Source organism: Streptomyces physcomitrii, from assembly GCF_012273655.1.
GTDB classification, from domain to species: domain Bacteria; phylum Actinomycetota; class Actinomycetes; order Streptomycetales; family Streptomycetaceae; genus Streptomyces; species Streptomyces physcomitrii.
The window spans coordinates 115,216-141,713 of sequence record NZ_JAAWWP010000018.1 but is presented as its reverse complement, the minus strand read 5'-3'; the positions used below and the strand labels follow the sequence as shown (position 1 = coordinate 141,713).

18 protein-coding genes are annotated in these 26,498 nt (G+C 72.5%); 11 read left to right on the top strand and 7 right to left on the bottom strand.

The genetic code is table 11. From position 1 onward, the window contains the following. Positions 1–176 precede the first annotated feature (176 nt). From HFV08_RS24900 to hemB, 5 genes are all read left to right on the top strand, one after another. Complete coding sequence (locus HFV08_RS24900) at positions 177–935, top strand: redox-sensing transcriptional repressor Rex (protein WP_040249831.1); 759 nt, start codon at positions 177–179, stop codon at positions 933–935. Continuing rightward, entirely contained in the window at positions 932–2,299 is a 1,368-nt protein-coding gene (locus tag HFV08_RS24895; protein ID WP_168542631.1) for a glutamyl-tRNA reductase, read from the top strand. Before HFV08_RS24900 ends, HFV08_RS24895 begins: the two co-directional genes overlap by 4 nt. After that, a complete protein-coding gene (gene hemC / locus HFV08_RS24890) occupies positions 2,296–3,255 on the top strand; it encodes a hydroxymethylbilane synthase (protein WP_168542629.1) in 960 nt (319 codons plus the stop codon). Before HFV08_RS24895 ends, hemC begins: the two co-directional genes overlap by 4 nt. Further along, entirely contained in the window at positions 3,252–4,928 is a 1,677-nt protein-coding gene (locus HFV08_RS24885; protein WP_168542627.1) for a bifunctional uroporphyrinogen-III C-methyltransferase/uroporphyrinogen-III synthase, read from the top strand. The genes hemC and HFV08_RS24885 overlap by 4 nt, the downstream gene beginning before the upstream one ends. Before the next feature lie 168 nt (positions 4,929–5,096). Continuing rightward, positions 5,097–6,089, top strand: a complete 993-nt coding sequence (hemB, locus tag HFV08_RS24880) for a porphobilinogen synthase (protein WP_168542625.1) — start codon at positions 5,097–5,099, stop codon at positions 6,087–6,089. 40 nt (positions 6,090–6,129) lie between these two features. On the opposite strand, the gene HFV08_RS24875 is transcribed toward hemB, so the two are convergent. Further along, positions 6,130–8,397 (bottom strand): serine/threonine-protein kinase, encoded by a 2,268-nt coding sequence (locus HFV08_RS24875; protein WP_168542623.1) that lies wholly within the window; start codon positions 8,395–8,397, stop codon positions 6,130–6,132. A 1,765-nt stretch (positions 8,398–10,162) separates the two neighbouring features. Here HFV08_RS24875 and bla point away from each other — a divergent pair. Then, positions 10,163–11,263 carry a class A beta-lactamase gene (bla, locus tag HFV08_RS31880; RefSeq protein WP_312885817.1) on the top strand — a complete coding sequence of 367 codons (1,101 nt, stop codon included), beginning with the start codon at positions 10,163–10,165 and terminating at the stop codon, positions 11,261–11,263. Between the two features lie 431 nt (positions 11,264–11,694). Beyond that, positions 11,695–12,186 (top strand): hypothetical protein, encoded by a 492-nt coding sequence (locus HFV08_RS24865; RefSeq protein ID WP_246342009.1) that lies wholly within the window; start codon positions 11,695–11,697, stop codon positions 12,184–12,186. A gap of 73 nt (positions 12,187–12,259) precedes the next feature. Here HFV08_RS24865 and HFV08_RS24860 read toward each other — a convergent pair whose 3' ends face one another. Next, positions 12,260–13,264, bottom strand: coding sequence for a DUF4253 domain-containing protein (locus HFV08_RS24860; protein ID WP_168542621.1), 1,005 nt, complete (start codon positions 13,262–13,264; stop codon positions 12,260–12,262). A 197-nt stretch (positions 13,265–13,461) separates the two neighbouring features. Further along, positions 13,462–14,655, bottom strand: a complete 1,194-nt coding sequence (locus HFV08_RS24855; protein ID WP_168542619.1) for an RtcB family protein — start codon at positions 14,653–14,655, stop codon at positions 13,462–13,464. A 215-nt stretch (positions 14,656–14,870) separates the two neighbouring features. Between HFV08_RS24855 and HFV08_RS24850 the strand changes: the two genes are divergently transcribed. The 3 genes from HFV08_RS24850 to HFV08_RS24840 all read left to right on the top strand — a co-directional run bounded on the left by HFV08_RS24850 (position 14,871) and on the right by HFV08_RS24840 (position 18,818). Next, the gene (locus HFV08_RS24850; protein WP_168542617.1) at positions 14,871–15,911 is read left to right on the top strand and encodes a DUF3558 domain-containing protein; all 1,041 of its coding nucleotides are present in this window, start codon (positions 14,871–14,873) and stop codon (positions 15,909–15,911) included. 113 nt (positions 15,912–16,024) lie between these two features. Continuing rightward, positions 16,025–16,834 carry a DUF3558 domain-containing protein gene (locus HFV08_RS24845; protein ID WP_168542615.1) on the top strand — a complete coding sequence of 270 codons (810 nt, stop codon included), beginning with the start codon at positions 16,025–16,027 and terminating at the stop codon, positions 16,832–16,834. 415 nt (positions 16,835–17,249) lie between these two features. Further along, positions 17,250–18,818, top strand: coding sequence for a DUF2637 domain-containing protein (locus HFV08_RS24840; RefSeq protein WP_312885816.1), 1,569 nt, complete (start codon positions 17,250–17,252; stop codon positions 18,816–18,818). A gap of 134 nt (positions 18,819–18,952) precedes the next feature. Here the strand turns inward: HFV08_RS24840 and HFV08_RS24835 are convergent, their stop codons facing one another. Both HFV08_RS24835 and lysS read right to left on the bottom strand, forming a co-directional pair. Next, complete coding sequence (locus HFV08_RS24835) at positions 18,953–20,401, bottom strand: MFS transporter (RefSeq protein WP_168542611.1); 1,449 nt, start codon at positions 20,399–20,401, stop codon at positions 18,953–18,955. A gap of 348 nt (positions 20,402–20,749) precedes the next feature. Further along, positions 20,750–22,498, bottom strand: coding sequence for a lysine--tRNA ligase (gene lysS / locus HFV08_RS24830; protein ID WP_168542691.1), 1,749 nt, complete (start codon positions 22,496–22,498; stop codon positions 20,750–20,752). A 257-nt stretch (positions 22,499–22,755) separates the two neighbouring features. Between lysS and argS the strand changes: the two genes are divergently transcribed. Next, the gene (argS, locus tag HFV08_RS24825; protein WP_168542689.1) at positions 22,756–24,561 is read left to right on the top strand and encodes an arginine--tRNA ligase; all 1,806 of its coding nucleotides are present in this window, start codon (positions 22,756–22,758) and stop codon (positions 24,559–24,561) included. Between the two features lie 143 nt (positions 24,562–24,704). Here argS and HFV08_RS24820 read toward each other — a convergent pair whose 3' ends face one another. Further along, positions 24,705–25,490 (bottom strand): ABC transporter permease, encoded by a 786-nt coding sequence (locus tag HFV08_RS24820; protein ID WP_168542609.1) that lies wholly within the window; start codon positions 25,488–25,490, stop codon positions 24,705–24,707. Next, positions 25,487–26,497 (bottom strand): ATP-binding cassette domain-containing protein, encoded by a 1,011-nt coding sequence (locus tag HFV08_RS24815; RefSeq protein ID WP_168542687.1) that lies wholly within the window; start codon positions 26,495–26,497, stop codon positions 25,487–25,489. The genes HFV08_RS24820 and HFV08_RS24815 overlap by 4 nt, the downstream gene beginning before the upstream one ends. Between the last annotated feature and the right edge of the window lies 1 nt (position 26,498).

Genomic DNA, 26,498 nt, shown 5'->3' with positions numbered 1-26,498 from the left:
GAGCCGGTTGCCACGGCTGTCGTGGCAGGTGGCGGGGCCGCGTGAGCCCTATCACGTTGCCCGGGCAAATCGGACACAATCTTTGTGCACGCGTTCACAAAGACATAGCCTGCTGTCGATGGGGCGGCCGCGGGACGTGCGACCGCCCACAGCCCCGCTCTACCCGCAGGAGCACCGTGGCAACTGGCCGAACTCACCGACCGGCGACCCGTAGCCGAGGGATTCCCGAGGCCACTGTCGCCAGGCTTCCGCTGTATCTGCGGGCCCTGACCGCTCTGTCCGAGCGCTCGGTGCCCACGGTCTCCTCCGAGGAACTCGCGGCCGCGGCGGGCGTCAACTCCGCCAAGCTGCGCAAGGACTTCTCCTACCTCGGTTCGTACGGAACCCGCGGTGTCGGCTACGACGTCGAGTACCTCGTCTACCAGATCTCCCGCGAGCTGGGCCTCACCCAGGACTGGCCGGTCGTCATCGTCGGCATCGGCAACCTCGGTGCGGCACTGGCCAATTACGGAGGGTTCGCCTCCCGCGGCTTCCGGGTGGCGGCGCTGATCGACGCCGACCCGGCGATGGCGGGCAAGCCGGTGGCCGGGATCTCCGTGCAGCACACCGACGAGCTGGAGCGGATCATCGACGACAACGGCGTCTCCATCGGGGTCATCGCGACCCCGGCGGGCGCCGCCCAGCAGGTCTGCGACCGTCTGGTCGCCGCCGGGATCACCTCCATCCTGAACTTCGCGCCGACCGTGCTCTCGGTGCCCGAGGGCGTCGACGTACGCAAGGTCGACCTCTCCATCGAGCTGCAGATCCTCGCCTTCCACGAGCAGCGCAAGGCCGGTGAGGGCGAGGCCGCCGAGGACCGCCTGCCGCCGCCGCCCGCCACCAAGAGCGACCGCAAAGGACCTGACGGGGACCTGCCCGCCGTGATGCCGGCATGAGTCTCCTCGTCGTCGGCCTCAGCCACCGCAGCGCCCCGGTCAGCGTCCTGGAGCGGGCCGCCCTCGGCGGCGACGCCCAGGCCAAGCTGCTCACCGACACGGTGGCCGCCGAGCCCGCCGCCGAGGCCGCGGTGCTCGCCACCTGCAACCGGGTCGAGCTGTACGCGGACGTGGACAAGTTCCACGCGGGCGTCGCCGAGCTGTCCACCCTGCTCTCCCAGCACAGCCAAGTGGGCCTGGAGGAGCTGACCCCGTACCTCTACGTGCACTACGAGGACCGGGCCGTGCACCACCTGTTCTCGGTGGCCTGCGGGCTGGACTCGATGGTGGTCGGCGAGGGTCAGATCCTCGGCCAGATCAAGGACGCGCTCGCCACCGGGCAGAGCCTGCACACCGCGGGCCGGCTGCTCAACGACCTCTTCCAGCAGGCCCTCCGGGTCGGCAAGCGCGCCCACAGCGAGACCGGTATCGACCGGGCCGGGCAGTCCCTGGTCACTTTCGGGCTCGGGCAGCTCGCCGAGGGCCGCCCGGTGACCGAATGGGCCGCGGGCAAGCGGGTCCTGGTGATCGGCGCGGGCTCGATGTCCGCGCTCTCGGCCGCCACCCTGGCGCGCGCGGGCGCGGGCGAGATCGTCATCGCCAACCGCACCCTGGAGCGCGCCGAGCGGCTCGCCCGGATCCTCACCGAGCCCGGCAGCGACACCGCGGGGGCCGTCGCCCGCGCGGTGCCGATGGAGCGGGTCCCGGCCGAGCTGGCCCGCGCCGACCTCGCCCTCTCCTGCACCGGGGCCACCGGTCTGGTGCTCACCGGCCAGGACGTCGAGGCGGCGCTGGCCGGGCGCGAGGCGCCGCTCGCCCTGCTCGACCTCGCGATGCCCCGGGACATCGACGCCGCCGCGCACCGCCTCGACGGGGTCCGCCTGGTCGACATCGAGTCGCTCGCCGAGGCCAGCGCGGACGCCCCGATGGCCGCCGACGTCGACCAGGTGCGCGCGATCGTCGCCGACGAGGTCACCGCCTTCGGCGCCGCCCAGCGCGCCGCCGTGATCACCCCGACCGTGGTCGCCCTGCGCACCATGGCCGCCGGGGTGGTCTCCGGGGAGATCGCCCGCCTCGAAGGACGGCTGCCCGGTCTCGACGAGAAGGAGCGCGGCGAGATCACCCAGACCGTCCGACGCGTGGTGGACAAGCTCCTCCACGCCCCCACCGTGCGGGTCAAACAGCTCGCCGCCGAACCCGGCGGGGCCGGTTACGCCGACGCCCTGCGCACGCTCTTCGACCTGGACCCGGAGACGGTGGCCTCCGTCTCGCGGGCGGGCGGGGCCGACCGGACCGAACCCTCCACGAACCGAGGCCGCTCATGACCCAGAACGCACTGAGGCTCGGGACCAGGCGCAGCAAGCTCGCCATGGCCCAGTCCGGGCACGTCGCCGAGGCCGTACGGCAGGTGACGGGACGGCCCGTCGAGCTGGTGGAGATCACCACCTACGGCGACACCTCCCGCGAGCACCTGGCGCAGATCGGCGGCACCGGGGTGTTCGTCACCGCCCTGCGCGAGGCCCTGCTGCGCGGGGAGATCGACTTCGCGGTGCACTCCCTGAAGGACCTGCCGACCACGCAGCCCGAGTCCCTCGCGCTGGCCGCGGTGCCGCGCCGCGAGGACCCGCGCGACGTGCTGATCGCCCGGGACGGCCTCGCCTTCGGGCAGCTGCCGCACGGCGCCCGGGTGGGCACCGGCTCGCCCCGGCGGATGGCCCAGCTGAACGCGTACGCGCGCGAGCACGGGCTGATGATCGAGACCGTGCCGATCCGGGGGAACATCGACACCCGCATCGGCTACGTCCACAGCGGGGAGCTCGACGCCGTCGTGCTCGCCGCCGCCGGTCTCAACCGGATCGGACGAGCGGCGGAGGTCACCGAACTCCTCGCTCCCGAAACGGTTTTGCCCGCCCCCGGCCAGGGAGCCCTGGCCGTCGAGTGCGCCGCCGCGAACGTCGCCCTCGCCGCCGAACTGGCCGAACTCGACGACCCGCACACGCGGGTCGCGGTGACGGCCGAGCGTTCCCTGCTCGCCGCCCTGGAGGCCGGTTGCAGCGCACCCGTGGGTGCCCTGGCCGACCTGTTGGGCGACGGGCAGATTGTCACTGAAATGCGCCTGCGGGGCGTCGTCGGCTCGATCGACGGCGCGACGCTGGTGCAGCTGTCCACCACCGGTCCCGTGCCCGAGACACACGACCAGGCACTGGCGCTCGGTCGCGAACTCGCCACCGAGATGCTTGCCAAGGGCGCGGCCGGTCTGATGGGGGAGCGAGCACATTGAGCCCCACCACCTCGAACCGACCCGCGGCCCCCGGCGCCGGGCACGTCACCTTCCTCGGTGCCGGCCCCGGTGATCCAGGGCTGCTGACCCTGCGCGCCGTCGACGCACTGACGCATGCGGACGTACTGGTCGCCGAGCCCGAAGTGCTCGACGTGGTACGCAGCCACGCTCGCGCGGACGTGACGGCGACCGAACTGGCCACGGACACGCCTCAGCTCACGCTTGTCGACGGTCCGTCAGCAGGCGAGGCCCCTGCACCGAGGGACGCGGCCAATCTTGTCATGGAGGCCGCGCGCGGCGGCAAGCGGGTGGTCCGCGCGGTGACCGGCGATCCGGGCCTGGACACCTACGCGGCCGGCGAGATGCTCGCCTGCTCCGCCGCGGGCATCCCCTTCGAGGTGGTGCCCGGCATCGCCTCCGCGGTCGGCGTCCCCGCCTACGCGGGTGTGCCGCTGCGCGACGCCCAGGGCGCGGACGTACGGTTCGTCGACGCGCGGACCGCCTCCGAGCGGTGCTGGACGGAGACGGGCGCCTCGGACGGCACCGTCGTCGTCTCCGCCACCCTGGACTCGGTGGCCGCCGCCGCGGGCGAACTGGTCTCCGCCGGGCGCAAGCCGGACACCCCGGTGACCGTCACGGTCGGCGGCACCACCACCCGCCAGCGCACCTGGACGGCCACCCTCGGCACCCTCGCCCAGACCCTGAAGCAGGCCAAGGTGCTGCCCTCGGCGGAGGGCGGCAGGCCGGTGATAGCCGTGGTCGGCGAGCGCAGCGCGGCCGCCCAGCGCGAGCAGCTGTCCTGGTTCGAGTCGAAGCCGCTCTTCGGCTGGCGGGTCCTGGTCCCGCGCACCAAGGAGCAGGCCGCCTCGCTCTCCGAGCAGCTGGTCTCCTACGGCGCGGTCCCGCACGAGGTGCCGACCATCGCCGTCGAACCGCCGCGCACCCCCCAGCAGATGGAGCGCGCGGTCAAGGGCCTGGTCACCGGGCGCTACGAGTGGATCGCCTTCACCTCGGTCAACGCCGTGAAGGCGGTCCGGGAGAAGTTCGAGGAGTACGGCCTCGACGCCCGCGCCTTCGCCGGGATCAAGGTCGCCGCGGTCGGTGAGCAGACCGCGAAGGCCCTCGTCTCCTTCGGCGTCAAGCCCGACCTGGTGCCCAGCGGCGAGCAGTCGGCCGCCGGACTCCTGGAGGACTGGCCGCCGTACGACCCGGTCTTCGACCCGATCGAGCGGGTCTTCCTGCCCCGCGCGGACATCGCCACCGAGACCCTGGTGGCCGGTCTGATCGAGCTGGGCTGGGAGGTCGACGACGTCACCGCCTACCGCACGGTGCGCGCCTCGCCGCCGCCGGCCGAGACCCGGGAGGCGATCAAGGGCGGCGGCTTCGACGCGGTGCTCTTCACCTCCTCCTCCACGGTCCGCAACCTGGTCGGCATCGCGGGCAAGCCGCACAACGTCACCGTGATCGCGTGTATCGGCCCGGCGACCGCCAAGACGGCGGAGGAGCACGGCCTGCGGGTGGACGTCATGTCGCCCGAGCCCTCGGTGCACAAGCTCGCCGAGGCGCTCGCGGAGTTCGGCGCCCAGCGCCGGGCGGCCGCCCTCGACGCGGGCGAGCCGGTGACCCGGCCCAGCGAGCGCAGGCCCGGCTCCCGGCGGCGCCGGACGACCTGAGCGCGGAAACCTCACTGCGGGCCCGGACGCGGGAAGCGTCCGGGCCCTTGTGCCGCCCGGGGCCGCGCGGACGGCGGGGCCCCGGGGTCCTCGCCCGGCGGCGGGCGGGCGTAGCGTGAAGAGGTACGGCCCGTGGGGCGGGCGTAGAGGAATGGCGAGGCGGAGCAGATGACGACGAAGTACGGTTCCTTCCCCGGCGCCCGGCCGCGGCGCCTGCGCACCACCCCGGCGATGCGCCGGCTGGTCGCGGAGACCCGGTTGCACCCGGCCGACCTGATCCTGCCCGCCTTCGTCCGCGAGGGCGTCGGCGAGCCGGTGCCGGTCGGCTCGATGCCCGGCGTGGTCCAGCACACCCTGGACAGCCTGCGCAAGGCCGCGGTGGAGGCGCTGGAGGCCGGGGTCGGCGGGATCATGCTCTACGGGGTCCCCGAGGAGTCCAAGAAGGACGCCCTCGGCACCGCGGGCACCGACCCGGACGGCATCCTCCAGGTCGCGCTGCGCCAGGTGCGCGCGGAGGTCGGCGACGAGCTGATCATCATGTCCGACCTGTGCCTGGACGAGTTCACCGACCACGGCCACTGCGGCGTCCTGGACGACCGGGGCCGGGTGGACAACGACGCCACCCTGGAGCGGTACGCGGAGATGGCGCAGGTCCAGGCCGACGCGGGCGCCCATGTGGTGGGCCCGAGCGGGATGATGGACGGCCAGGTCGGCGTGGTCCGCGACGCCCTGGACCAGACCGACCACGAGGACGTGGCGATCCTCGCCTACACCGTGAAGTACTCCTCGGCCTTCTACGGCCCCTTCCGCGAGGCGGTCGCCTCCTCGCTGCGCGGCGACCGCAAGACCTACCAGCAGGACGCCCCCAACTCCCGTGAAGCGCTCAGGGAGTTGGCGCTCGACCTCCAGGAGGGCGCGGACCTGGTGATGGTCAAGCCCGCGGGCCCCTACCTCGACATCGTGGCGAAGGTCGCGGCCGAGGTGGACGTGCCGCTGGCCGCGTACCAGATCTCCGGTGAGTACGCGATGATCGAGGCCGCCGCCGAGCGCGGCTGGATCGAGCGGGAGAAGGCGATCCTGGAGACGCTGACCGGCATCAAGCGGGCCGGGGCCAACCTGATCCTCACCTACTGGGCGACGGAGGTCGCGCGGGGGCTGTGAGCCGCCCGCGGAGGCGGGGCCGCGGCCCGCGGGCGGCGGCTCAGCCCAGGTCCCGGGCCCGCTTGCGCACCTGCTCGGCCAGCTCCGGCGGCAGCGGTCCGAAGCCGAGCCCGGCCGTCGCCGACTGGGCCTCCCGGCCCGTCGTATAGGCGAGGAAGGAACGCAGCGAGGGCAGCGTCCCCGGGGCGTTGCCCTGGTCGCAGACGAGCGCGTAGCCGAGCTGCACGAGCGGGTACGCGCCGGGTGCGCTGGTCCCGTGGTCGATCTCCACGGCCAGGTCGGCGCCCTCACCGGTGACCCGGCCCGCCGCCACGGTCCTGGCGGCGGACTCCGGGGTGAGCGCGACCGGATCGGCCGCGCCGGTGTCCAGGGCCGCCTTCGCCGCCTTCCCCTCCTGCCCCCGCTCGACGTACGAGAGGGAGCCCTCCGTCCCGGCGACCTCCTCGGCCAGCTCCTTCGAGGTCTGCTTCCCGATGCCCGCCTCCGCGGCCATCTCGGTGTCCGGCGCCTCTGGCCAGTCGTAGGCGGCGGCCTTCGCGAGGTACTGGGTGAAGGTCAGATTGGTGCCGGACGCCAGGGACTTGAAGAGGGGCTTCACCGCGGTGGCGGGCAGCTTCGCGCCGGGGTTGAGCGCGGCGATCCGGGAGTCGTTCCACTTGCTGATCTCGCCCCGGTAGATCCCGGCGAGGATCTTCGCGTCCAGGACCAGCGAGTCCACCCCGCTCAGGTGGTAGATCACCGACACCGGCATGGTGGCCAGGGGGAGTTGGACCGCCTTGCCCTCCTTCCCGCCGCTGCCCCCGGCGCAGCGGGTGGCGGAGGCGGCGCGTTCCTGCGGGCGCAACGTGCCGTCGGTGACGGCCAGTTCGGTCGTGCCCTCGGCGAACTCCCGTACGCCCTGGCCCGATCCGGTCGGCGTGAAGGAGACCTCGTTGCCGGGGCAGGACGTCGCGTACCCCTGGGTCCAGTGCTGGAAGAGCTCGGCCTGCAGACCGGAACCGCTGGTGGCGAAGCGGCTGCCGGTGCGGGGACAGCTGACGGCGGCCGGGGCCGGGCCCGCGGTGCCGGCTCCGCCGGTGGGCGCGGCGCTCCCGCCCTCGCCGCGGTCCCGCCCGGCCAGCGCGGAGAACCCGATCGCGGCCCCCACGGCGACCACCGCCGCCGTCGCCACAAGGACCTTGCGGCGCAAGGGGCGTGGCGCGGGGGCGGCCGGGGCGGCCTTGTCCGGGGCGGTCGCCGGGTGGGGCGGTACGGGGGCGGATGTACGGTCCGCGGGGTCCTCGGCAGGGTCCTCGTCGGGGTCCTTGTCGGGGCGCTCGGTGGCGGGCTCGTCGGCGGGCGGTACGGGGTGGCCCGCGACGTGCGCGGCCTCGTCGAGGGGCGGGATCGGTGCGGCCTCGCCGAGGGATGGCGCCGGAGTGCGCGGGGCCGGAGTGCGCGGCGCCGGGGTGCGCGGGTCCGGGGCTCCGGTGGGCCGGGCGGGGGTCTGCCGGGCTCCGGGCGGGCCGGGTTCCTCGGCGGCCAGGGTGCTCAACAGCCCCTGCACAGTGGCCCGTTGGTCCGGCTCCTTGGCCAGGCAGGAGTCGATCAGCGGCCGCAGGGCCGCGGGCAGGGCGGACAGCTCCGGCTCCTCGTAGACCACCCGGAAGCCGACCGAGTGCGCGTTGTCGCCCTCGAAGGGGCTCCGCCCGGTGGCCGCGTAGGCGAGCACCGAGCCGAGCGAGAAGACATCGGTCGCCGGTCCCGAGGCACCGTGCCGGAACTGCTCCGGGGCCATGAACGGCGGGGTGCCGACGACGAGTCCGGTGCTGGTGAGCGGCGCCTCGTCGGCGGCGCGGGCGATGCCGAAGTCGATGACCCGCGGCCCGTCCCCGGCGAGCAGGACGTTGCCGGGCTTCAGATCGCGGTGCACGAGACCGGCCCGGTGGATGTCGCGCAGCGCCTCGGCCAGCCCCAGCGCGAGACGGCGCACCTCGGGCACGGTCAACGGCCCTTGCTCCGCGACGTGTTGGGCGAGCGAGGGGCCGGGGACGAAGAGGGTGGCGAGCCAGGGGACGGCGGCCTCCGCGTCGGCGTCCACCACCGGCGCGGTGAAGGCCCCGCTGACCTGCCGGGCCGCCTCCACCTCCCGGCGGAAGCGGGCGCGGAAACCGGCGTCCTCGGCCAGCTCCGGCCGGATGACCTTCACGGCGACCTGCCGGCCGGACAGCGAACGCGCGCGGTAGACCACGCCCATCCCGCCCGCGCCGAGCCTGCCGTCCAGCCGGTACCCGCCCACCGCGCGCGGGTCGCCCTCCTGCAGCGTCACGTTCTCCCCCGTCTCCGTGCCGCGATCTGCGCGCACCGGCGCTCCGCGGCCGGGCACAAGCCGGTCGTACGGGGCCGCGCGCGGCGGAACCGGCACAGGGTATCCGCGGCGGGTGAACGGACGGTGGGCCGGCACCTGCACCGCCCGCTCCGGACCCGCCGTCCTGGTCGGCCCGGAGACCGCGGTGACGTCATCGCAATACGTCGGTCACCGAACGCGGACTTCTGTGCCGACTCGGTGAAACACCGAATTTACGCGGCGGAGGTACGGGCGTCTCCTGCGCGCACTCTTCCGGCGCCGACTCGGCGGGCGCGCAGGCGAATTACTCCCCGCGCCGATGCGAACAAGCCGTACGGAGAGTGATTTCACGCCGTGGATACCGTAAGGGCCGAAGCGATCGGGCAAGCGTTTTCCGACAGTGATTGTCCGGAAGTGGACAGGCGGGGGAGAGGTGCGGTGTCCGGTGATCTCGGGGTGCCGGTGTGCGGACGGGGGTGTGGGGCGGGACCCCGAGGGCGCCGCCGGCTCGGCTCTTCTCCCCAGTTCGGGGCGGGTGTTGAGCGGAAGACCGAGGGCGGCCGAGCGGTGGCCGGGCGGATGCCGATCGCGTCCTCGGGTTCTCCGGCCCCCGCCCGCGTATGCCCCTTCGGGTTACTGACCGGTCAGTGAAAAAAACCGGATCGGCGGCCCGGTGCTTTCCGTTCATCGCGCGGGCGAGGCGCCGGGGTGCGTACGTACGTGACCTGTGAAACAAATCGGCCATTCGGTACGCCGGGGCGTATGGAATGCACCAAGAAGTCACCTCGCCGCTGTCCCGGACGATTGATTCCGGCGTACCGTCGGGTGGTGTGAGTTCACGCCGAGCCGTCGGCGTGATGGGGAAACAGAAAGACAGAATACGGAGGGGATTCGGTGTTGTTCGACGACGAATGGGCTTTCGCCCGGACGGGCTCGGCACGCTGAGCCTGACCGGCTCGCAACCAGGCGCTCATCCGCCTCCGGCTGACTCCGGGGCGGGTGGGCGCACAGCCACGCGGACCCGCGCCCCGCCCGGCCCGGCGGTCACCAGGCGCCGCCCGGCCCTCCGCTGGATCCCTGGGCCCCCGGAAACCCCTGAGCCCCCGACTGGCCCTGAACGTCGCCGACTTGGGGCGAGACCATCCCGCGCACCAGATCACCGAGCACCGTCGGCCATCGCCACGGCGGCGGAACCGCCAGAGGCCGCCTGCGGGCCGGGGGGCGTCTGCTGCGGCACGGGTCCACCAAGGCTGGCCCCGGAGGCGGGGCAAAGGCACTCCCACCAGGCCGCGCCGCACCGACGAACGTGCCGAGAGTGCAGCCGTGCCTATCTGAACTCGCCCAGTATCTGACCGAGTTGGCGTTCCCATCGGCGCGGTACGGAAGCTCCGCGACGGTGCCGGTTCCCGCCACCGAGGTGCGGGAACCGTGGCAAGTACAGCGGTGTCCTCCTGGGCAGGGACCGCACACGAGGTGCGCCCTCGCGGGGTGGGACCCGTGAGCACCATGGGAGAGAGCCATGCCGAAACCGCTGGACCAGCAGCGGCCACAGCCCGAACCGTCCGACGCCGAGCCGGAACCCGACCCAGCTCCGGAAACGCTTCCGGATACGGAGCCCGGGGCGGAAACTCGTTACCCGGACGCGGAGTTGACCGCCGCTCAGCGTGAGCCGGAGCCCGAGTCGTCCCACGCCGGTCGGCGGCTGGACTGCCTCCGGTCCGGATCAGGGTGCGGCAACACCCTCGCGGTGCGATCGGGGCCGGGACGCCGCTCGGTGCTCGCGGCCGGTGCCGGGGCCGCGGCGCTGGCCGCGGTGACCATGAGCGGCACCGCCTGTGCGGTGGCCGCCGCGGCCACGGGCCGGGTCGGCGGTGGCGTACCCGGCAAGGGCACACCGGGCAGGGAGACCGCGAGCCCCGGGGAGGCGGCACCGCGCGGCACCGTGGACCGGCTGCGCGTCCTGGAACGCGCCCACGGGACGACCCTCGGAGTATTCGGCCGGAACCTGGCGACCGGCCGCACCGTGCGCTACCGCGCCGGCGAACTCTTCCCCCTCTCCGGCCTGTTCGCCCCCCTCGCGGCCGCCGCCCTCCTCCGCGACGGCGACCGCGCCACCATCTCGGAGAGCGCCCGCACCACCGGCGGTGCGGAGGCCCGCGCCACCGACCGTGCCACCGGCCACCAGGACAACCGCGCCGCCGACCGCCCGGCCGACGCCGCCCGCCCCGCGGACGCCCGCGCCCTCGCCGAACTTGTCCGGTACTCCCGCGCCGACCTTCTGCCGGGCTCCCCGGTCACCGGCGCCGCGGAGCACCTCGGGCGGGGCCTGTCCCTCGCCGCGCTGTGCGAGGCGGCGGTGCGGCACGGGGACCGTACCGCCGGGAACCTGCTGCTCCGTCGGCTCGGCGGGCCGGGGGCGCTCACCCGCTTCGCCCGGTCGGTCGGGGACCGGGTGACCCGCCTCGACCGCTGGGAGCCGGAACTCAACTCGGCCGAGCCGGACCGGCGTACGGACACCACCACCCCGTACGCGATCGCGCGCACCTACGCCCATCTGACGGTCGGGGACGCGCTCGGCACGGCGGACTCCTGCCTCCTCACCGGCTGGATGCGGCAGCACACCGCGGGCCCCGCGCGCTTTCGCGCGGGACTGCCCGCGGGCTGGCTGCTCGCGGACACCACGGGCGGCGGTCCCTACGGCACCGGCCACGACGTCGGGATCGTCTGGACACCCGAGGGCACCCCGCTGCTCCTGGCCTGCCTCACCCGGGGGGCAGAGCCCGGCGAGGAGCCCGATGACGCGCTCCTCGCCGAAACGGCGGCCCTGCTGGCCGAGGTCCTGGTCTGAGCGGTCGCGGTCCCCGCGGTCCCGGTCCGAGCCCTCCCACGCGACGTCATCTCTCACGCACATCCGTGATCCCGCAGGCGGTGTCTCTCTGTCAGAACCGACGGACAAACGCCGTCACTTGAAGTGAACGAGGCCAAAAGTGTCAATTGCCCGTGTGGGGGGAATCACCCCACGGCGCGCCAACTCGCTTCAGGCTGTGCTGAGTTGCCAACCGGGGGAGGCCGATGGGCGTGGAGCTGACAACCGAGCACGTTGTGGTGATCGGCTTGCTCTGTTGGGCGATCTACGGACTGTTCGTAGGGACTCGAAGAGTCGTACACCGATGGGGGCTGCCGGAGCCGCTGCTGCCCCCGGAGCAGGTGGAGAGGTGCCAGGGGCAGGCGTTCCGTGAGATCTGCAGACGGGCTGCGCACCCGGGTACTCGCGTGGTGATGACGGACTACTTCGCCGAGCGGGGGTGGAACCGGGGGGACGTCATGCGCGTTCTGGCCGAGCCGCTCAAGCACGACCTGATCAGGGTCAAGGGGTGGCACTTCGGCGGGTACGGCGTGACGCGCAGAGGCTGGACTGAGTACCAGAGGCGGTTCATCTGGAGGGGAGGAGGCGAGGAAGTGCACATCACTTCTCAAGGGGGCGTCTTCATGGCGGTCGTCAACAGCCCCCACGCTGTGGCCCATGGCGGCTATGGCCATCATGCGCATGCACCCGAGATCCCTTACCGGCGTCTCATCGACGCTCTGCGTGCGGACGCGGATACCGCGACGTCCGACGAGGCGGTACGGGCGCGTGAGTACGCCGAAGATCTGGCCTCGGCCGTTGAAGTGCAGGACGCTGACGCAACCTCCCGAGTCCTCGGAAGGATCAACGCTCTCCTGTCCACTGCAACGGCCGCCTTCACCTTGACCCGTGAACTTCTGCCGTAGCGGACCTGTCCTCGCGCAGTCGCAGTGAGCTGCTAGGCGATTGGCAGACCGCCTGCCACGCCCCGTCCCCTGCTCAGTCCCACCAGAAGGTCCAGAAGTGCTGACCGAGGAGTTCCTTCTTCGCGTAGGCGCGCAGGTCGGTGTGGTCCCCCTGCTGGAGGTTGTCCGGGCAGAACGCGAAGTGCTCGGCGGCGAGTTGCTCCGCCTCGGCGAGGGTGGCCGGGGGGGCGGCGACCGAGACCACCATGATGTCGAAGCCGAGCGCCACGACCCGTATGCCGAAGCGGTCCTCCCAGGAGCGGAGCACGGCGCACAGGCGCGCCACGTCGTTCTCGTGGTTGACCGGGCCCGACCAGCCGATGGCGGCCGGGATGTCGGCGCTGCGGCGGGCGGGCACCAGGCCGAGGCGGGAGTGCGGCAGCAGCTGGTTCCCGCCCGCCACCAGGTCGGCTATCGCGGCGGCCCGCACCTCGGGGTCCTCCTCCTCCCGCCCGGCGGGCGCGAGCCCGGGCCAGTCGAAGCCGGAGGCGGGATCCTGGTCCTCGGAGTCCGGCCCGGAGGAGTCCGGCCCGGAGTCGGCCGCGGAGGTGCCGGAGCCTTCGGAGCCTATGGAGTCGGAGGTCCCGGCAGCGGCCGGGGGCGCGTCCGAAAAGGACGGGGTGAAAAGGGACTTGACCCGGGAGAGCACGCCCGGCGTCCGGTTGTCCGAGGACGACTGGCCGTGGGCCTCGGAGAGTTCGTCCTCCGCGTACTCCTCCCAGAAGCCCGCGAGGACGTCCTCGGCGTCGTGGTCGCCGGGGTAGCTCGCCAGCTCCGGCATCAACTCCCAGGCGGCCGGGTCGACTTCGGGCCGGTCGGCGCCGAGCAGTACCGGATGCAGGCCTGCCGTACGGCGGGCGGGCAGCAGGGCCGACCAGTCGCCCGCGCGCGCGGGCGCGGTGGAGCACCACAGCAGGGGCTCGGGCCAGGGGCCGTCCGCCGTGTCGGAGACCAGGCCGCCGGGCGGCAGTTCGAGGCCGAGACCGCGACCGGTGGGGTCGTCGGCCAGCTTCGGGAGCGGGTTGGGAAGCATCGCCATGCCGGTGACTGTAAGCGGCCCCACTGACAACGCGGCGGCGGCCCGGCACCCGGGCGGTGACGCGGGCGGGAACTGCCTGGTCGCGGCCGCGGCGGGGCGGCGGACAGCGCGGAGGGCGGGCCGGCAGCAACCCGCCGTCCCGCCCTCCGCATACGCCGCGTGGCCCGCTGGCCCGCTCACTGTGCCGAGCGGTGCGCTCAGCCCTTCACGCACACCACCTGCTTGAGCTTGGCCACCACCTCGACCAGGTCCTGCTGCTGGTCGATGACCTGCTCGATCGGCTTGTAGGCACCCGGGATCTCGTCGACGACGCCGGAGTCCTTGCGGCACTCCACGCCCTTCGTCTGGTCCTCCAGATCCTTCGCCGTGAAGCGCTGCTTCGCCGCGTTGCGGCTCATCCGGCGGCCGGCGCCGTGCGAGGCCGAGTTGAAGGAGTCCGCGTTGCCGAGGCCCCGCACGATGTACGAGCCGGTGCCCATCGAACCCGGGATGATCCCGTACTCACCGGAGCCCGCCCGGATCGCGCCCTTGCGGGTGACCAGCAGGTCCATCCCCTCGTAGCGCTCCTCGGAGACGTAGTTGTGATGGCAGCTGATCTCCTCGCCGAAGAGCGGCTTGGCCTTCTTGAACTCCTTGCGGACCACGTCCTTGAGCAGGCCCATCATGATCGCGCGGTTGTGCTTCGCGTACTCCTGCGCCCAGAAGAGGTCGCCCCGGTAGGCGGCCATCTGCGGGGTGTCCGCCACGAAGACCGCCAGGTCCCGGTCGACCAGGCCCTGGTTGTGCGGCAGCTTCTGCGCGATGCCGATGTGGTGCTCCGCGAGCTCCTTGCCGATGTTGCGGGAACCGGAGTGCAGCATCAGCCAGACCGCGCCCTCCGAATCCAGACAAACTTCGACAAAGTGGTTGCCTCCGCCCAAAGTCCCCATCTGCTTCCCTGCCCGCTCCGCGCGGAACTTCACCGCGTCCGCGACCCCGTCGAAGCGTGCCCAGAAGTCGTCCCAGCCCGCGGTCGGGAAGCCGTGCAGGCGGCCCGGGTCCACGGGGGAGTCGTGCATGCCGCGGCCCACCGGGATGGCCTGCTCGATCCTGTTCCGTAGCCGGGACAGGTCGCCGGGGAGGTCGTTCGCGGTGAGCGAGGTGCGCACCGCGGACATGCCGCAGCCGATGTCGACGCCGACCGCCGCCGGGCAGACCGCGTCGCGCATGGCGATCACGGAGCCGACGGTCGCGCCCTTGCCGTAGTGGACGTCGGGCATCACGGCCAGGCCCTTGATCCATGGCAGGGTGGCGACGTTCTGGAGCTGCTGGAGCGCCGCGCCCTCGATGGAGGCCGGGTCGGTCCAGATCCGGATGGGTACCTTCGCCCCCGGAACCTCTGTGTACGGCATAGTCCTCATTCCCCCGTGGTTCCACCGAAGTGCGGCAGAACGTACATACAGCTGAAATCCTCGCGCGCCTCGCGGGCAGATAACCGTCCCGATCCGGTCGAACAGGACAGCGAATCAGCGGTACGGCAGCGCGTGCGATAGACATTGTGTTCACTGTCCGCCGGGGGGCGGCAAGCCAATAAGCAGGTCCGAGTACGTCGAGAGGGGTCACCGCGGTGCAGCGGCGGAAGAGTGCAGCGGGTGCCATCGCGCTGCTCGCCCTTGTCCTGGCCGCCTGCACCGGCGGTTCCGGCGAAGAGGGCGCGGACGACGGCAAGGCGGGCAGTCCCGGTTCCCCCACGAAGGCCGCGCAGCCGGGGAAGTACCGCACGCTGCCGGAGGCCTGCGGCGCGGTCGGCCAGGACGCGCTGGACTCGCTGCTGGGGGGCCTCAAGTCCATCCCGGACGAGATCCAGCGCGAGCGCGCCTACGCGGGTACGGCCCTGGCCACGTACAACACCGACCGGCGGGTGGGGTGCAGCTGGAAGGCGGAGTCGACCGAGGCCACCCAGCATCTGTCGGTCGGCTTCGAGCGGGTGGTCTCCTACGACCCCGCGGTGAGCGACGCCACCCGCGCCGAGGACGTGTACGCGAAGAAGGCCACCGCCGCCGGGATCTCGCCGGTGCGGCCCTCGGGGTCCGGGGACGCCGGGGACGGCGGCAAGGGCGCCGAGACCGAGGACGAGGGCGGCAAGGGCGCGGGCGGCGAGGAGGCGCGCTCCTCGGAGCGGGGGGCGCGCGGCGCGGCGCGGAGCCTGTTCGGGAGCGCCGCGGACGCGTCCTCGACGGCCGACGGGACCGCTTCGGGCGCTTCGACCGCTTCGGGCGACCGGGCCCTGGCCGACGAGAAGTCCCCGTCCGGTGAGGGGCGTCCGTCCGACGGGAAGAGCCCGTCCGACGGGAAGAGCCCCTCCGGCAAGAAGAGCCCCGCGGACGAGGAGAGCCCGGACCCCGAGGAGAGCGGGAGCGGTACCGGTGAGGACCTGCCCTCCCGTGCCCTGGACGACCTCGGTGACTCCGCCTTCCTCGACGACAAGCTCGGGGAGTCCTCCTCGCCGAACCGCACCGTGACTGTGGTGTTCCGCACGTCCAACGTCATCGTGACGATCCAGTACGAGGATCAGGCGGTGGGTGCCGCGGTGGCGCCCGACAGCAAGGAAATGCAGGACAGGGCAAGGGGACTGGCGAGTCGGCTCGCCGACAAGCTGGACGACTGAAGTCCCTTTGGTCCGCTTTGTCGTGGGGTGTCGGCCAGGTCCGGGGCCCCGCCCCGACCGTCCGGCTCCGCGTACCGTGGCCCCGTCGAGCGAACGTGAAGAGTGAAGGAACCATGCACCGATCTGCACAGCGACTCTCCCGCCTCCTCGCCGTGGCGGCCGTCCCGGTGATCCTCGTGGCCTCCGGCTGCTCCTCGGACGACTCCGGCTCGGATGAGGACAAGAAGGGCAGCGCCACCCCCTCGGCCAGCCCGTCCGTCGCGAAGGCGCGCTTCGCGGACCTGCCCGACCCCTGCGAGGTCTTCGAGAAGAAGACGCTGAAGGACCTGGTCCCGGAGACCGACGACGAGTCGGGCAAGGCGGGCAAGTCCGAGGACAACGCCACGCGCGGCACCTGCGCCTGGACCAGCCTCGACAACAAGGGCGTGAAGGGCTCGCAGTTCCGCTGGCTCAATGTCTCGCTGCTGCGCTTCGACTCCGACCAGACCCGCGGTACCGGCGACAAGCTCGCGCACGCCTACTTCCAGAAGCAGGTCGCGGGCGCCGAGGCCACCCAGGAGGCGAAGGGCGTCAAGACCCAGCCGGTGGCGGGCACCGGGGACGAGGCGTCGACCGTCAGCTACGAACTGAAGAAGAAGGAAGGCACCTTCAAGCAGCAGACCGTGGTGGCCCGTACGGCGAATGTCGTGGTCACGGTCGACTACAACGGTGCCGGTCTCGCGGGCGACAAGTCCCCGAGCGCGGAGGATCTGGTGAAGGACGCCCAGGCCGCCGCCAAGGAGGCCGTCGCGGCCGTGGAGAAGGCCAACTCCGGTGCGGACGCGGGGTCCGGCGCGGACTCCGGCTCCGGCGAGAAGAGCGACAAGGACGAGAAGAGCGACAAGGGCGAGGGCGAGAAGGGCGACTCCGGCAAGAAGTCGTAGCGGTCGCGCGCGGGCCCCGCTTGCGGTCCGCTTCCCGTGCCCGTGCCCGTGCCCGGCTCCGGCCGACGGCTCCCGGTGCAAGATTCCGGATCCGTAACGGAGCCGGGGCGTCCTCCCCGCTCGCCCCGGTCGGGCAAAGCGGGATCCACGCACCTCAACCAGGGTGCGGACGCGGGTACTTGACCACCGTGGCGCAGAGCCCGGTGACCTCCGGTCGCCGGGCTCTCGGCCTGCCGGTCGTCCGTTCCCCGTACAGGTGTGCCAGTCTGTTGCGCGCATGTCCCGGATCCGCGGGCCCGCCCGTGGGACGGGCCACCGGTGCGGAGCCGGTGCCCGGAGCGGGACTCGGAGAGCGGGAGGGGAGAAGGTGGCCGCGCCACTGCAGCTGACTCGGACGCATCGCATACTCATCGGTGTGGTGGTGGCCGGTGCGGTCGTCATCGCGGGTATCGGTTTCGCGGGTTCGTATGCGGCCGTGCGGGAGTTGGCGGAGAAGAAGGGGTTCGGGGACTTCTCGCTGGTGTTCCCGATCGGTATCGACGCGGGGATCTGTGTGCTGCTCGCGCTGGATCTGCTGCTGACGTGGATCCGGATCCCTTTCCCGCTGCTGCGGCAGACGGCGTGGCTGCTGACGGCGGCGACGATCGCGTTCAACGGGGCGGCGGCCTGGCCCGATCCGCTGGGTGTGGGCATGCACGGGGTGATCCCGGTGCTGTTCATCGTGGCGGTGGAGGCGGCGCGGCACGCGATCGGGCGGATCGCGGACATCACCGCCGACAAGCACATGGAGGGCGTGCGGCTGACCCGCTGGCTGCTCTCGCCGGTGCCGACCTTCCTGCTGTGGCGGCGGATGAAGCTGTGGGAACTGCGCTCCTACGAGCAGGTCATCAAGCTCGAACAGGAACGTCTCGTCTACCAGGCCCGGCTGCGCTCCCGCTTCGGCCGCGCCTGGCGCCGCAAGGCCCCCGTCGAATCCCTGATGCCGCTGCGCCTGGCCCGCTACGGCGTCCCCCTCGCCGAGACCGCCCCCTCCGGCCTCGCCGCCGCCGGTATCGAGGCCTCCCTGCTGCCGAGCGCACCGCCCGCCCGCGCCCTGGAGCCCGCCGCGGAAGCCGCCCGGCCCGCCGCCGGGCCCGTGCCGGGGGACGCCCGGCAGCGCTACGCGGAGCCGGAGCGGGAGCAGCAACTCCCGCAGGAGAGCCCGTGGTTCGCGGCCCAGCCGCATCCGGTGCCGTACGAGGGCGCGTACGACCCCACGTACGTACCGGAGGAGCAGTACGAGCAGTGGTACGAGGAGCAGCAGCAGGCGGGTGGCGGGCCGGGCTGGGAGAAGGCGGCACGGCCTGAACACCCCGAGAGCGCCCGGCACTTCGAGAAACCCGAACACCCCGAACACGCCGAGCACCCCGAGCACCCCGAGCAGTACGAGGACCGTGAGTCCTACGAGGACCTCGCGGACCCCGAGGCCATGGACCCGGCGGCGGCCCGGCGGGCCCGGGTGCCGGAGGCCGGGCAGTACCCCGTGGCGCCGGAGGAGGCGCTGCCGCAGGAGCTGCCGGTGCCGGACGAGTTGCCCGAACCGGAGCCGTTCCAGGGGGAGTTCGGGGAGGAGGAGGCCGGCTGGCGGGTGCCCTCGGGCCCGAACCGCACCCGGCGCCTCGGCGGTTCCTCGGCGGCTTCCGGGCGGACCGGGGCGCAGATCCCGGGGCCGCGCGAGGAGCAGGCGGGGCCCGAACAGGGCGTGCCGGGGCCGGAGTTGCCCGATGACGTCTCCCGTGGGGAGATCTACTTCCAGGCCTTCCGGAAGTATGTGAGCGAGAACCAGGGCTTCCCCAACGCCCGCCAGTTCGGGCGGTACTTGCAGGAGCTGTACGGGATCCGCGGCCAGTCCGGGGAGCCCCTGGCGGAGAGCACCCTGCGGCCGTACCTGCGCGACTTCCAGGTGCGCTACCAGCAGGAGCTGGACGCGGAGTCCTACTCCTAGACCGTGTCCGGAAAGTCCCGACACGGCCCAGCCTTCCCAACCGGCTTGCCGCGTACGGCCGTTGAGCGGCCCGGCACCCGCGTAGGGACCGGGTCTGAGCGGCCCGGCACCCGCGTACGGACCGGGCCGAACCCTCAGCCCCCCTCCGTACCCGCCCCCGCCCCCGCCGGAACCGGCTGCCCCTCGCCGCGGGCCGCGTGGGTCAGGCGCAGGCCGTTGGTCTCCGGGGCCCAGCGGTAGGAGGTGATGCCGCCGATCAGCGAGACCGTGGCCATGAAGATCATCGACCAGCTCAGGCCCAGGTGGTCCAGGGAGAGCGGCAGCAGGAAGGTGCCGATGGCCGCGCCGATCCGGCTGGCGCCCGAGGCCATGCCCACCCCGGAGGTGCGGATCGAGGTCGGGAAGACCTCCTCCGGGTAGATGCCGGGCAGGATGCTCATGATCCCGTACGAGTAGAGGTAGCCGAAGAAGCAGCCGGTGGCGAGCCAGATCGGGAGCAGGTCGCCGAGGCTGACCAGGAAGAGGGCGAGCGCGCAGCCGAACATCGGGCCGACCAGGATCTGCCGCCGCCCGACCCGGTCGACCAGGTACCAGCCGGTGACCGCGCCGAGCAGCGCGATGAAGGTGCCGATCAGGGCACCGGCCAGCGCGCTGCCGCCGAGGCCGATGGCGCGCAGCACGGTGGGCTGGAAGAAGGTCAGCGCGAAGTAGGGCAGCACGATGCAGATCCAGAAGGTGCAGACGAAGAGCGAGCGCTGCCGGTAGGCGGGCGAGAAGAGGTCGCGGTAGCGGGTCTCCTCGGCCTGCTCGGCGCGCAGGTCCTCGGCGTCCGCGGCCGCCTGAGCGCGCTGGGCGGCGGAACCGCCGGCGCCCACGTGCCGCAGATGGGCCTCGATGACGGCCTTGGCCTCGTCCTTGCGGCCCTTGGAGAGCAGCCAGCGCGGGGACTCGGGCAGCCCGTGCCGGGCGAGCAGGCAGAGCACGGCGGGGACGGCGCTGGCGGCGAGCGTCCAGTGCCAGGCGTCGGGCCAGTGGGTGTTGATCAGGTAGCCGAGGAGGTAGGCGACCACGTAGCCGACGTTCCACAGTATTTCGAGGATGCCGAGGTAGTGGCCGCGCCGGGCGCTCGGCGAGAACTCGGCGAGCAGCGGGGAGCCGATCGAGTAGTCGGCGCCGACCGCGAGGCCCATCACCAGGCCGAGGACGAAGAGCTGCCAGACCTCGGTGACGGTGAACATCAGCAGGGCGGTGACCAGGAAGACCGAGAGGTCGAGGGTGAACATCGGCTTGCGGCCGAGCCGGTCGGTGACATAGCCGAGCAGCAGTCCGCCGAAGAAGGTGCCGATGAGGGTGGAGGCGGAGATCAGCTCGGTCCAGGTCGAGGTCACCCCGATGTCCCGGGACATCGCCCCGCCGGCGAGCGCGGCGGCGAAGGAGGCGAAGACGAAGCCGTCGATGAACATGCCGCCGCCGGTGGCCAGGGTCAGCCTGCGCAGAAAGGCCCGCTGGTGCGCCGCCTGGTCCGCGCCCGGTTCGCCTCGCGGTTCCTCGTCCTTGGGTGAGATGTCCGCCGCTGCCGTCATCCGCACTGCCTCCTCGGTGTGCCCGCCTGCCGCCGGTACCTGCTCGTGCTCCCGCTCCTCATCTGTCCGCGGCCGGGGAGGCCATGCGGGGCGGGAGCGCCCGGGCCGCGCCCCGGCAGCGAAATGGTGCAGATTGCAGTGATACGTATACGCCGGGCCGGGCGTGCGGAGGGCCCCGGGCACGCCGAAGGGCGCCGTCCCGGTGCGGGGAACGGCGCCCTTCGGCGGAGGCGGGGCCGCGGTGCTCAGACCTCGGGCGGGCTCGGTGCTCAGGCCCCGAGGCGGGCCCGGTGCTCAAGCCCCGGGGTGGCGGGGCTGGTGCTCAAGCCCCGCGGGCGGCGGTGGGCTTCAGGACCCGAGCAGCTTGCGTACCCGCTCCGCGCCGACCGCGAGCAGCAGGGTGGGCAGCCGCGGTCCGGTGTCCCGGCCGACCAGGAGCCGGTAGAGCAGGGCGAAGAACGCGCGCTGGGCCACCTTGAGTTCGGGCGTCGGCTTGGCGTCCGGCGCGAGGCCCGCGCGCTGCTTGGGCACCCCGTAGACGAGGGTGGTCAGGCCGTCCAGGGACCAGTGGGAGTCCAGGCCCTCGACGAGCAGCCGCAGCGATTCGCGGGCCTCCTCGTCCAGGGTGGAGAGCAGTTCCCCGTCGGGCGCGGTGCGCACCAGGGTGCGCTGGTCGGCGGGGACCTGGGTGTTGATCCAGGCCTCGGCGCGGTCCAGGCGGGGGCGCACCTCGTCCAGGCCGGTCAGCGGGGTGTCCGGGTCGAGTTCGGTGAGGATGCGCAGCGTCTGGTCCTCGGCGCCCGCGGTGATGTCGGCGACCGAGGCGAGGGTGCGGTACGGCAACGGGCGCGGGGTGCGCGGCAGTTCACCGGCGGCGGTGCCGACCGCGCGGCTGTGCGCGGCGGCGTCGGCGGGCAGCGCGCTGCCGTCGGCGACCTTGGCGCTGAGCTTGTCCCACTCGTCGTACAGCCGCTGGATCTCCTGGTCGAAGGCGATCTTGAAGGACTGGTTGGGGCGGCGGCGTGCGTAGAGCCAGCGAAGGAGCTGGGGCTCCATGATCCGCAGGGCGTCGCCGGGGGTGGGCACGCCGCCCTTGGAGGAGGACATCTTGGCCATGCCGCTGATGCCGACGAAGGCGTACATCGGGCCGATCGGCTGCTTGCCGCCGAAGATGCCGACGATCTGCCCGCCGACCTGGAAGGAGGAGCCGGGCGAGGAGTGGTCGACGCCGGAGGGCTCGAAGACCACGCCCTCGTAGGCCCAGCGCATCGGCCAGTCGACCTTCCACACCAGCTTGCCCCGGTCGAACTCGCTGAGCCGCACGGTCTCCTCGAAGCCGCAGCCCTCGGCCCCGCAGAGGTAGGTCAGCGCGGTGGACTCGTCCTCGTAGGCGGTGACGGTGGTGAAGTCGCGCCCGCAGCGCCCGCAGTAGGGCTTGTACGGGAAGTAGCCGCTGCCGGAGCTGCCGTCGTCCTCGGCCGCGGCGCCGGAGCCCTCGGCGGCCTCCAGCTCGGCCTCGTCCACCGGCTTCTGCGACTTCTTCGGCGGGGCCTTCTTCGTGCGGTACTGGGCGAGGATCGCGTCGATGTCGCCGCGGTGGCGCATGGCGTGCAGGATCTGCTCGCGGTAGGCGCCGGAGGTGTACTGCGCGGTCTGGCTGATGCCGTCGAACTCCACGCCCAGCGCGCCGAGGGCCTCGGTCATCGCGGCCTTGAAGTGCTCCGCCCAGTTCGGGTGCGGGGAGCCCTCGGGGGCGGGCACCGAGGTCAGCGGCTTGCCGATGTGCGCGGCCCAGGACTCGTCGACGCCCGGGACCCCGGCCGGGACCTTGCGGTAGCGGTCGTAGTCGTCCCAGGAGATGAGGTGGCGCACCTCGCGGCCGCGGCGGCGGATCTCGTCGGCGACCAGGTGCGGGGTCATGACCTCGCGCAGGTTGCCCAGGTGGATGGGGCCGGAGGGGGAGAGCCCGGAGGCCACCACGACGAGTGCGCCCGGGGCACGGCTCTCGGATTCGGCGATGACCTCATCGGCGAAACGGGAGACCCAGTCGGCGGTCTCGGTGCTCTGCGCCACGATCGGTACGTCTCTTTCTTCCAGAGGTTCCTGAGGTTCCCGCGGTCCTGGCGGATTCCGGGGGCCCGGAGGCCGGACGGCACCATTGTCCCAGCACGGGCGCCGAGCGCGAAAACCACTTTCTCCCGGGTGCGCGGCGGGGGCGAGGCACCTCACCCGGCGGGGGACGAAGCCCTCACGTACGGGCGGGCGCGGGGCGCGCGGGACGGGAAAACCGTTTTACACCCCATGGGATACTGACCGTGTCTGTCCACATCCTCCAGGAGAACGGCTTCCCTTCCATGGCCTCGGTCACGTCGCTCACCGCTTCGGTCCACCAGCGTCTCGCGGACGCGCTTTCGGCTGCCCTGCCGGAAGCCGGCGCCGCCGACCCGCTGCTGCGACGCAGTGACCGGGCCGACTTCCAGGCCAACGGCATCCTCGCGCTGGCCAAGAAGGCGAAGGCCAACCCGCGGGAGCTGGCCGGGCAGGTCCTCGACTCACTGGACAAGGGCACCGTGATCGCGGAGGCCGAGGTCTCCGGGCCGGGCTTCCTCAACCTCACCGTCACCGACCGGGCGATCACCGAGAACCTCGCCGCCCGGCTCGCGGACCCCGAGGGGCGGCTCGGTGTGCCGCTGTCCCCGGCGGCGGGCACCACGGTCATCGACTACGCCCAGCCGAACGTCGCCAAGGAGATGCACGTCGGCCATCTGCGCTCGGCGGTCATCGGCGACGCGGTCGCCCAGATCCTGCGGTTCACCGGCGAGAGCGTGGTGCCCCGGCACCACATCGGCGACTGGGGCACCCAGTTCGGCATGCTCATCCAGTACCTGATCGAGCACCCGCACGAGCTGGACCACTCCGCCGAGGACGCCGGGACCGCCGGGAGCGCCGCCGTCTCCGGCGAGGAGGCCATGTCCAACCTGGACCGGCTCTACAAGGCGGCCCGCGCCCTCTTCGACGCCGACCCGGAGTTCAAGGACCGGGCCCGGCGCAAGGTCGTCGACCTCCAGGCCGGGGACCCCGACACGCTGGCCGTCTGGCAGAAGTTCGTCGACGAGTCGAAGGTCTACTTCTACTCCGTCTTCGACAAGCTCGACATGGTCATCGAGGACGCGGACATCGTCGGCGAGTCCGGCTACAACGACATGCTCGCCGAGACCTGCCGGCTCCTGGAGGAGTCCGGTGTCGCGGTGGTCTCCGAGGGCGCCCTCTGCGTCTTCTTCGACGACGTCAAGGGCCCGGACGGCAACCCGGTCCCGCTGATCGTGCGCAAGTCCGACGGCGGCTACGGCTACGCGGCCACCGACCTCTCCGCGATCCGCAACCGGGTCTTCGACCTCAAGGCCACCACGCTGCTCTACGTGGTCGACGCCCGGCAGTCCCTGCACTTCAAGATGGTCTTCGAGACCGCGCGGCGGGCGGGCTGGCTGAACAAGGAGGTCACGGCCCGGCAGCTGGCCTTCGGCACGGTCCTCGGCAAGGACGGCAAGCCCTTCAAGACCCGGGAGGGCGAGACGGTACGCCTGGTGGACCTCCTCGACGAGGCCGTCGAGCGGGCCGGCGCGGTCGTACGGGAGAAGGCCGAGGGGCTCCCGGAGGGCGAGCGGCTCTCCGAGGCGGAGATCGCCGAGCGGGGCGCCCAGGTCGGCATCGGCGCGGTGAAGTACGCGGACCTGTCCACCTCCGCCAGCCGGGACTACAAGTTCGACCTGGACCAGATGGTCTCGCTCAACGGCGACACCAGCGTGTACCTCCAGTACGCCTACGCCCGGATCCAGTCGATCCTGCGCCGGGCGGGCGAGGCGCGGGGCGCGGCCCACCCGGAGCTGGCGCTCGCCCCCGCCGAGCGGGCCCTCGGGCTGCACGCCGACGCCTTCGCGGAGACCGTGGCCGAGGCCGCCGCCGAGTACGCCCCGCACAAGCTGACCGCGTACCTCTACCAACTGGCCTCGCTGCTCACCACTTTCTACGACAAGTGCCCGGTCCTGAAGGCGGAGAGCCCGGCCCAGGTCGAGAACCGCCTCTTCCTCGTGGAGACCACCGCCCGGACCCTCCACCAGGGCATGGCCCTGCTCGGCATCCGGACCCCCGAGCGCCTCTGAGACGCCGGGGGGCGATGGCTCCTCGTACGGCACGAGCACCTCGTGTACGCACGCCTGGTGTACGGCACGAACCCCTCGCGGGAGGCTTCCGCGAGGGGTTCCGTGTGTGTGGGGCCGCCGGAGGCGGGACCCGGTGGGGTGGCTCAGCGCTTGGTGGTGGTGCGGAAGAGGGAGCGGGACCAGAGGTAGCCGATCAGCGTGATCCCGGCGCACCAGGCGAGCGAGATCCAGCCGTCGGCGCCGATCTCGGAGCCGGTCAGCAGTCCGCGCAGGGTCTCGGTCATCGGGGTGAACGGCTGGTTCTCGGCGAACCAGCTGAGGCCCGGCGACATCGACCCGGCCGGTACGAAGGCGGAGCCGAGGAACGGCAGGAACTGCACCAGGAGCGGCTTGTTGCTCGCGGACTCCACGGTCTGGGAGATCATGCCGAGCGGCACCGACAGCCAGGTCACCGCGAAGGCGATGGCGGTGAGCAGTCCGGCCGCCGCCAGCCACTGGAGCGGGCTCGCCGAGGACCGGAAGCCGAGGGCGAGCGCGAAGCCCACCACCAGGACGAGGCAGACCATGGTCCCGAGGACGCTGCCGAGCACATGGCCCGTCATGAACGAGGAACGGGTGATGTTCATGGTGCGGAAGCGGTTGATGATGCCCTCGGTCATGTCGGAGCAGACCGCCACGGAGGTCGACATCGAGCCGGAGGCCACCCCCATGATGAGGATGCCGGGCGTCAGGTACTCCAGGTAGGCGTCCCGGTCGCCGCCCATCCCGGCGCCGATCGAGTCACCGAAGGCGTACACGAAGAGCAGCAGCATGAGGATCGGGGTCAGGGCGCTGCCGAGGCCCACGGCCGGGTAGCGGATCGCGTGCTTGAGGTTGCGCCGCAGCATGGTCATCGAGTCCTGCACGGCGTAGCCGAGGGTGCTGCTCATCGGAGGGTCTCCTTGACGTGGAGCGGGGTGTCGGCGGCGGTCCCGGCGGTGCCGTGGCCGGTCAGGGTGAGGAAGACGTCGTCGAGGTCGGGGGTGTGCACGGAGAAGCCGTCGGCGCGGATCCCGGACGCGTCGAGCCGGTCGAGCAGGGCGCGCAGGGCGTCGAGTCCGCCGTCGCCCGCCACCCGCAGAGCGAGGTTCTCCTCGTCCCGGGCCGCGCCGGAGAAGACCCCGGCGGCCCGCTCGTACTCCTCGGGGTCGGTGAAGCGCAGCCGCACATGGCTGCCGGGGATCCGCGCCTTCAACTCGTCGGCGGTGCCCTCGGCGACGATCCGGCCGCCGTCGAGCACGGCGATCCGGTCGGCCAACTGGTCGGCCTCCTCCAGGTATTGCGTGGTGAGGAAGACCGTGGTGCCGCCCGCGACCAGTTCCCGCACGGTCTCCCACATGGTGCGGCGGCTGCGCGGGTCGAGCCCGGTGGTCGGCTCGTCCAGGAAGATCACCCGGGGGTCGCCGACCAGCGTCATGGCGAGGTCGAGCCGCCGCCGCATCCCGCCGGAGAAGGTCGCGGCCCGCTTCCGCGCCACGTCCGCGATGCCGAAGCGGGTGAGCAACTCCCTTGCGCGGGCCCGCCCTTCACGCTTTCCGAGGCGCAGCAGGTCGGCCATGAGGAGGAGGTTCTCCTCGGCGGTGAGCAGATCGTCCAGGGCGGCGAACTGCCCGGTGACGCCGATGGCGGCGCGTACCGCGTCGGGGGCGGAGTCGATGTCGTGGCCCGCGACCTCGGCCCGGCCGCCGTCGGCCGCGATCAGCGTGGACAGGATCTGCACGGTGGTGGTCTTGCCCGCGCCGTTCGGGCCGAGCAGCGCGAAGACGGAACCGGCCGGGATGCGCAGATCGATGCCGTCGAGCACGGTCTTCTCGCCGTACGCCTTGTGGAGGCCGGTGGCGGCGATGGCGGGGGCGGCGGGTGCCGGGTCGCCGTCGCCCTTCCTAGATGTGGGCATG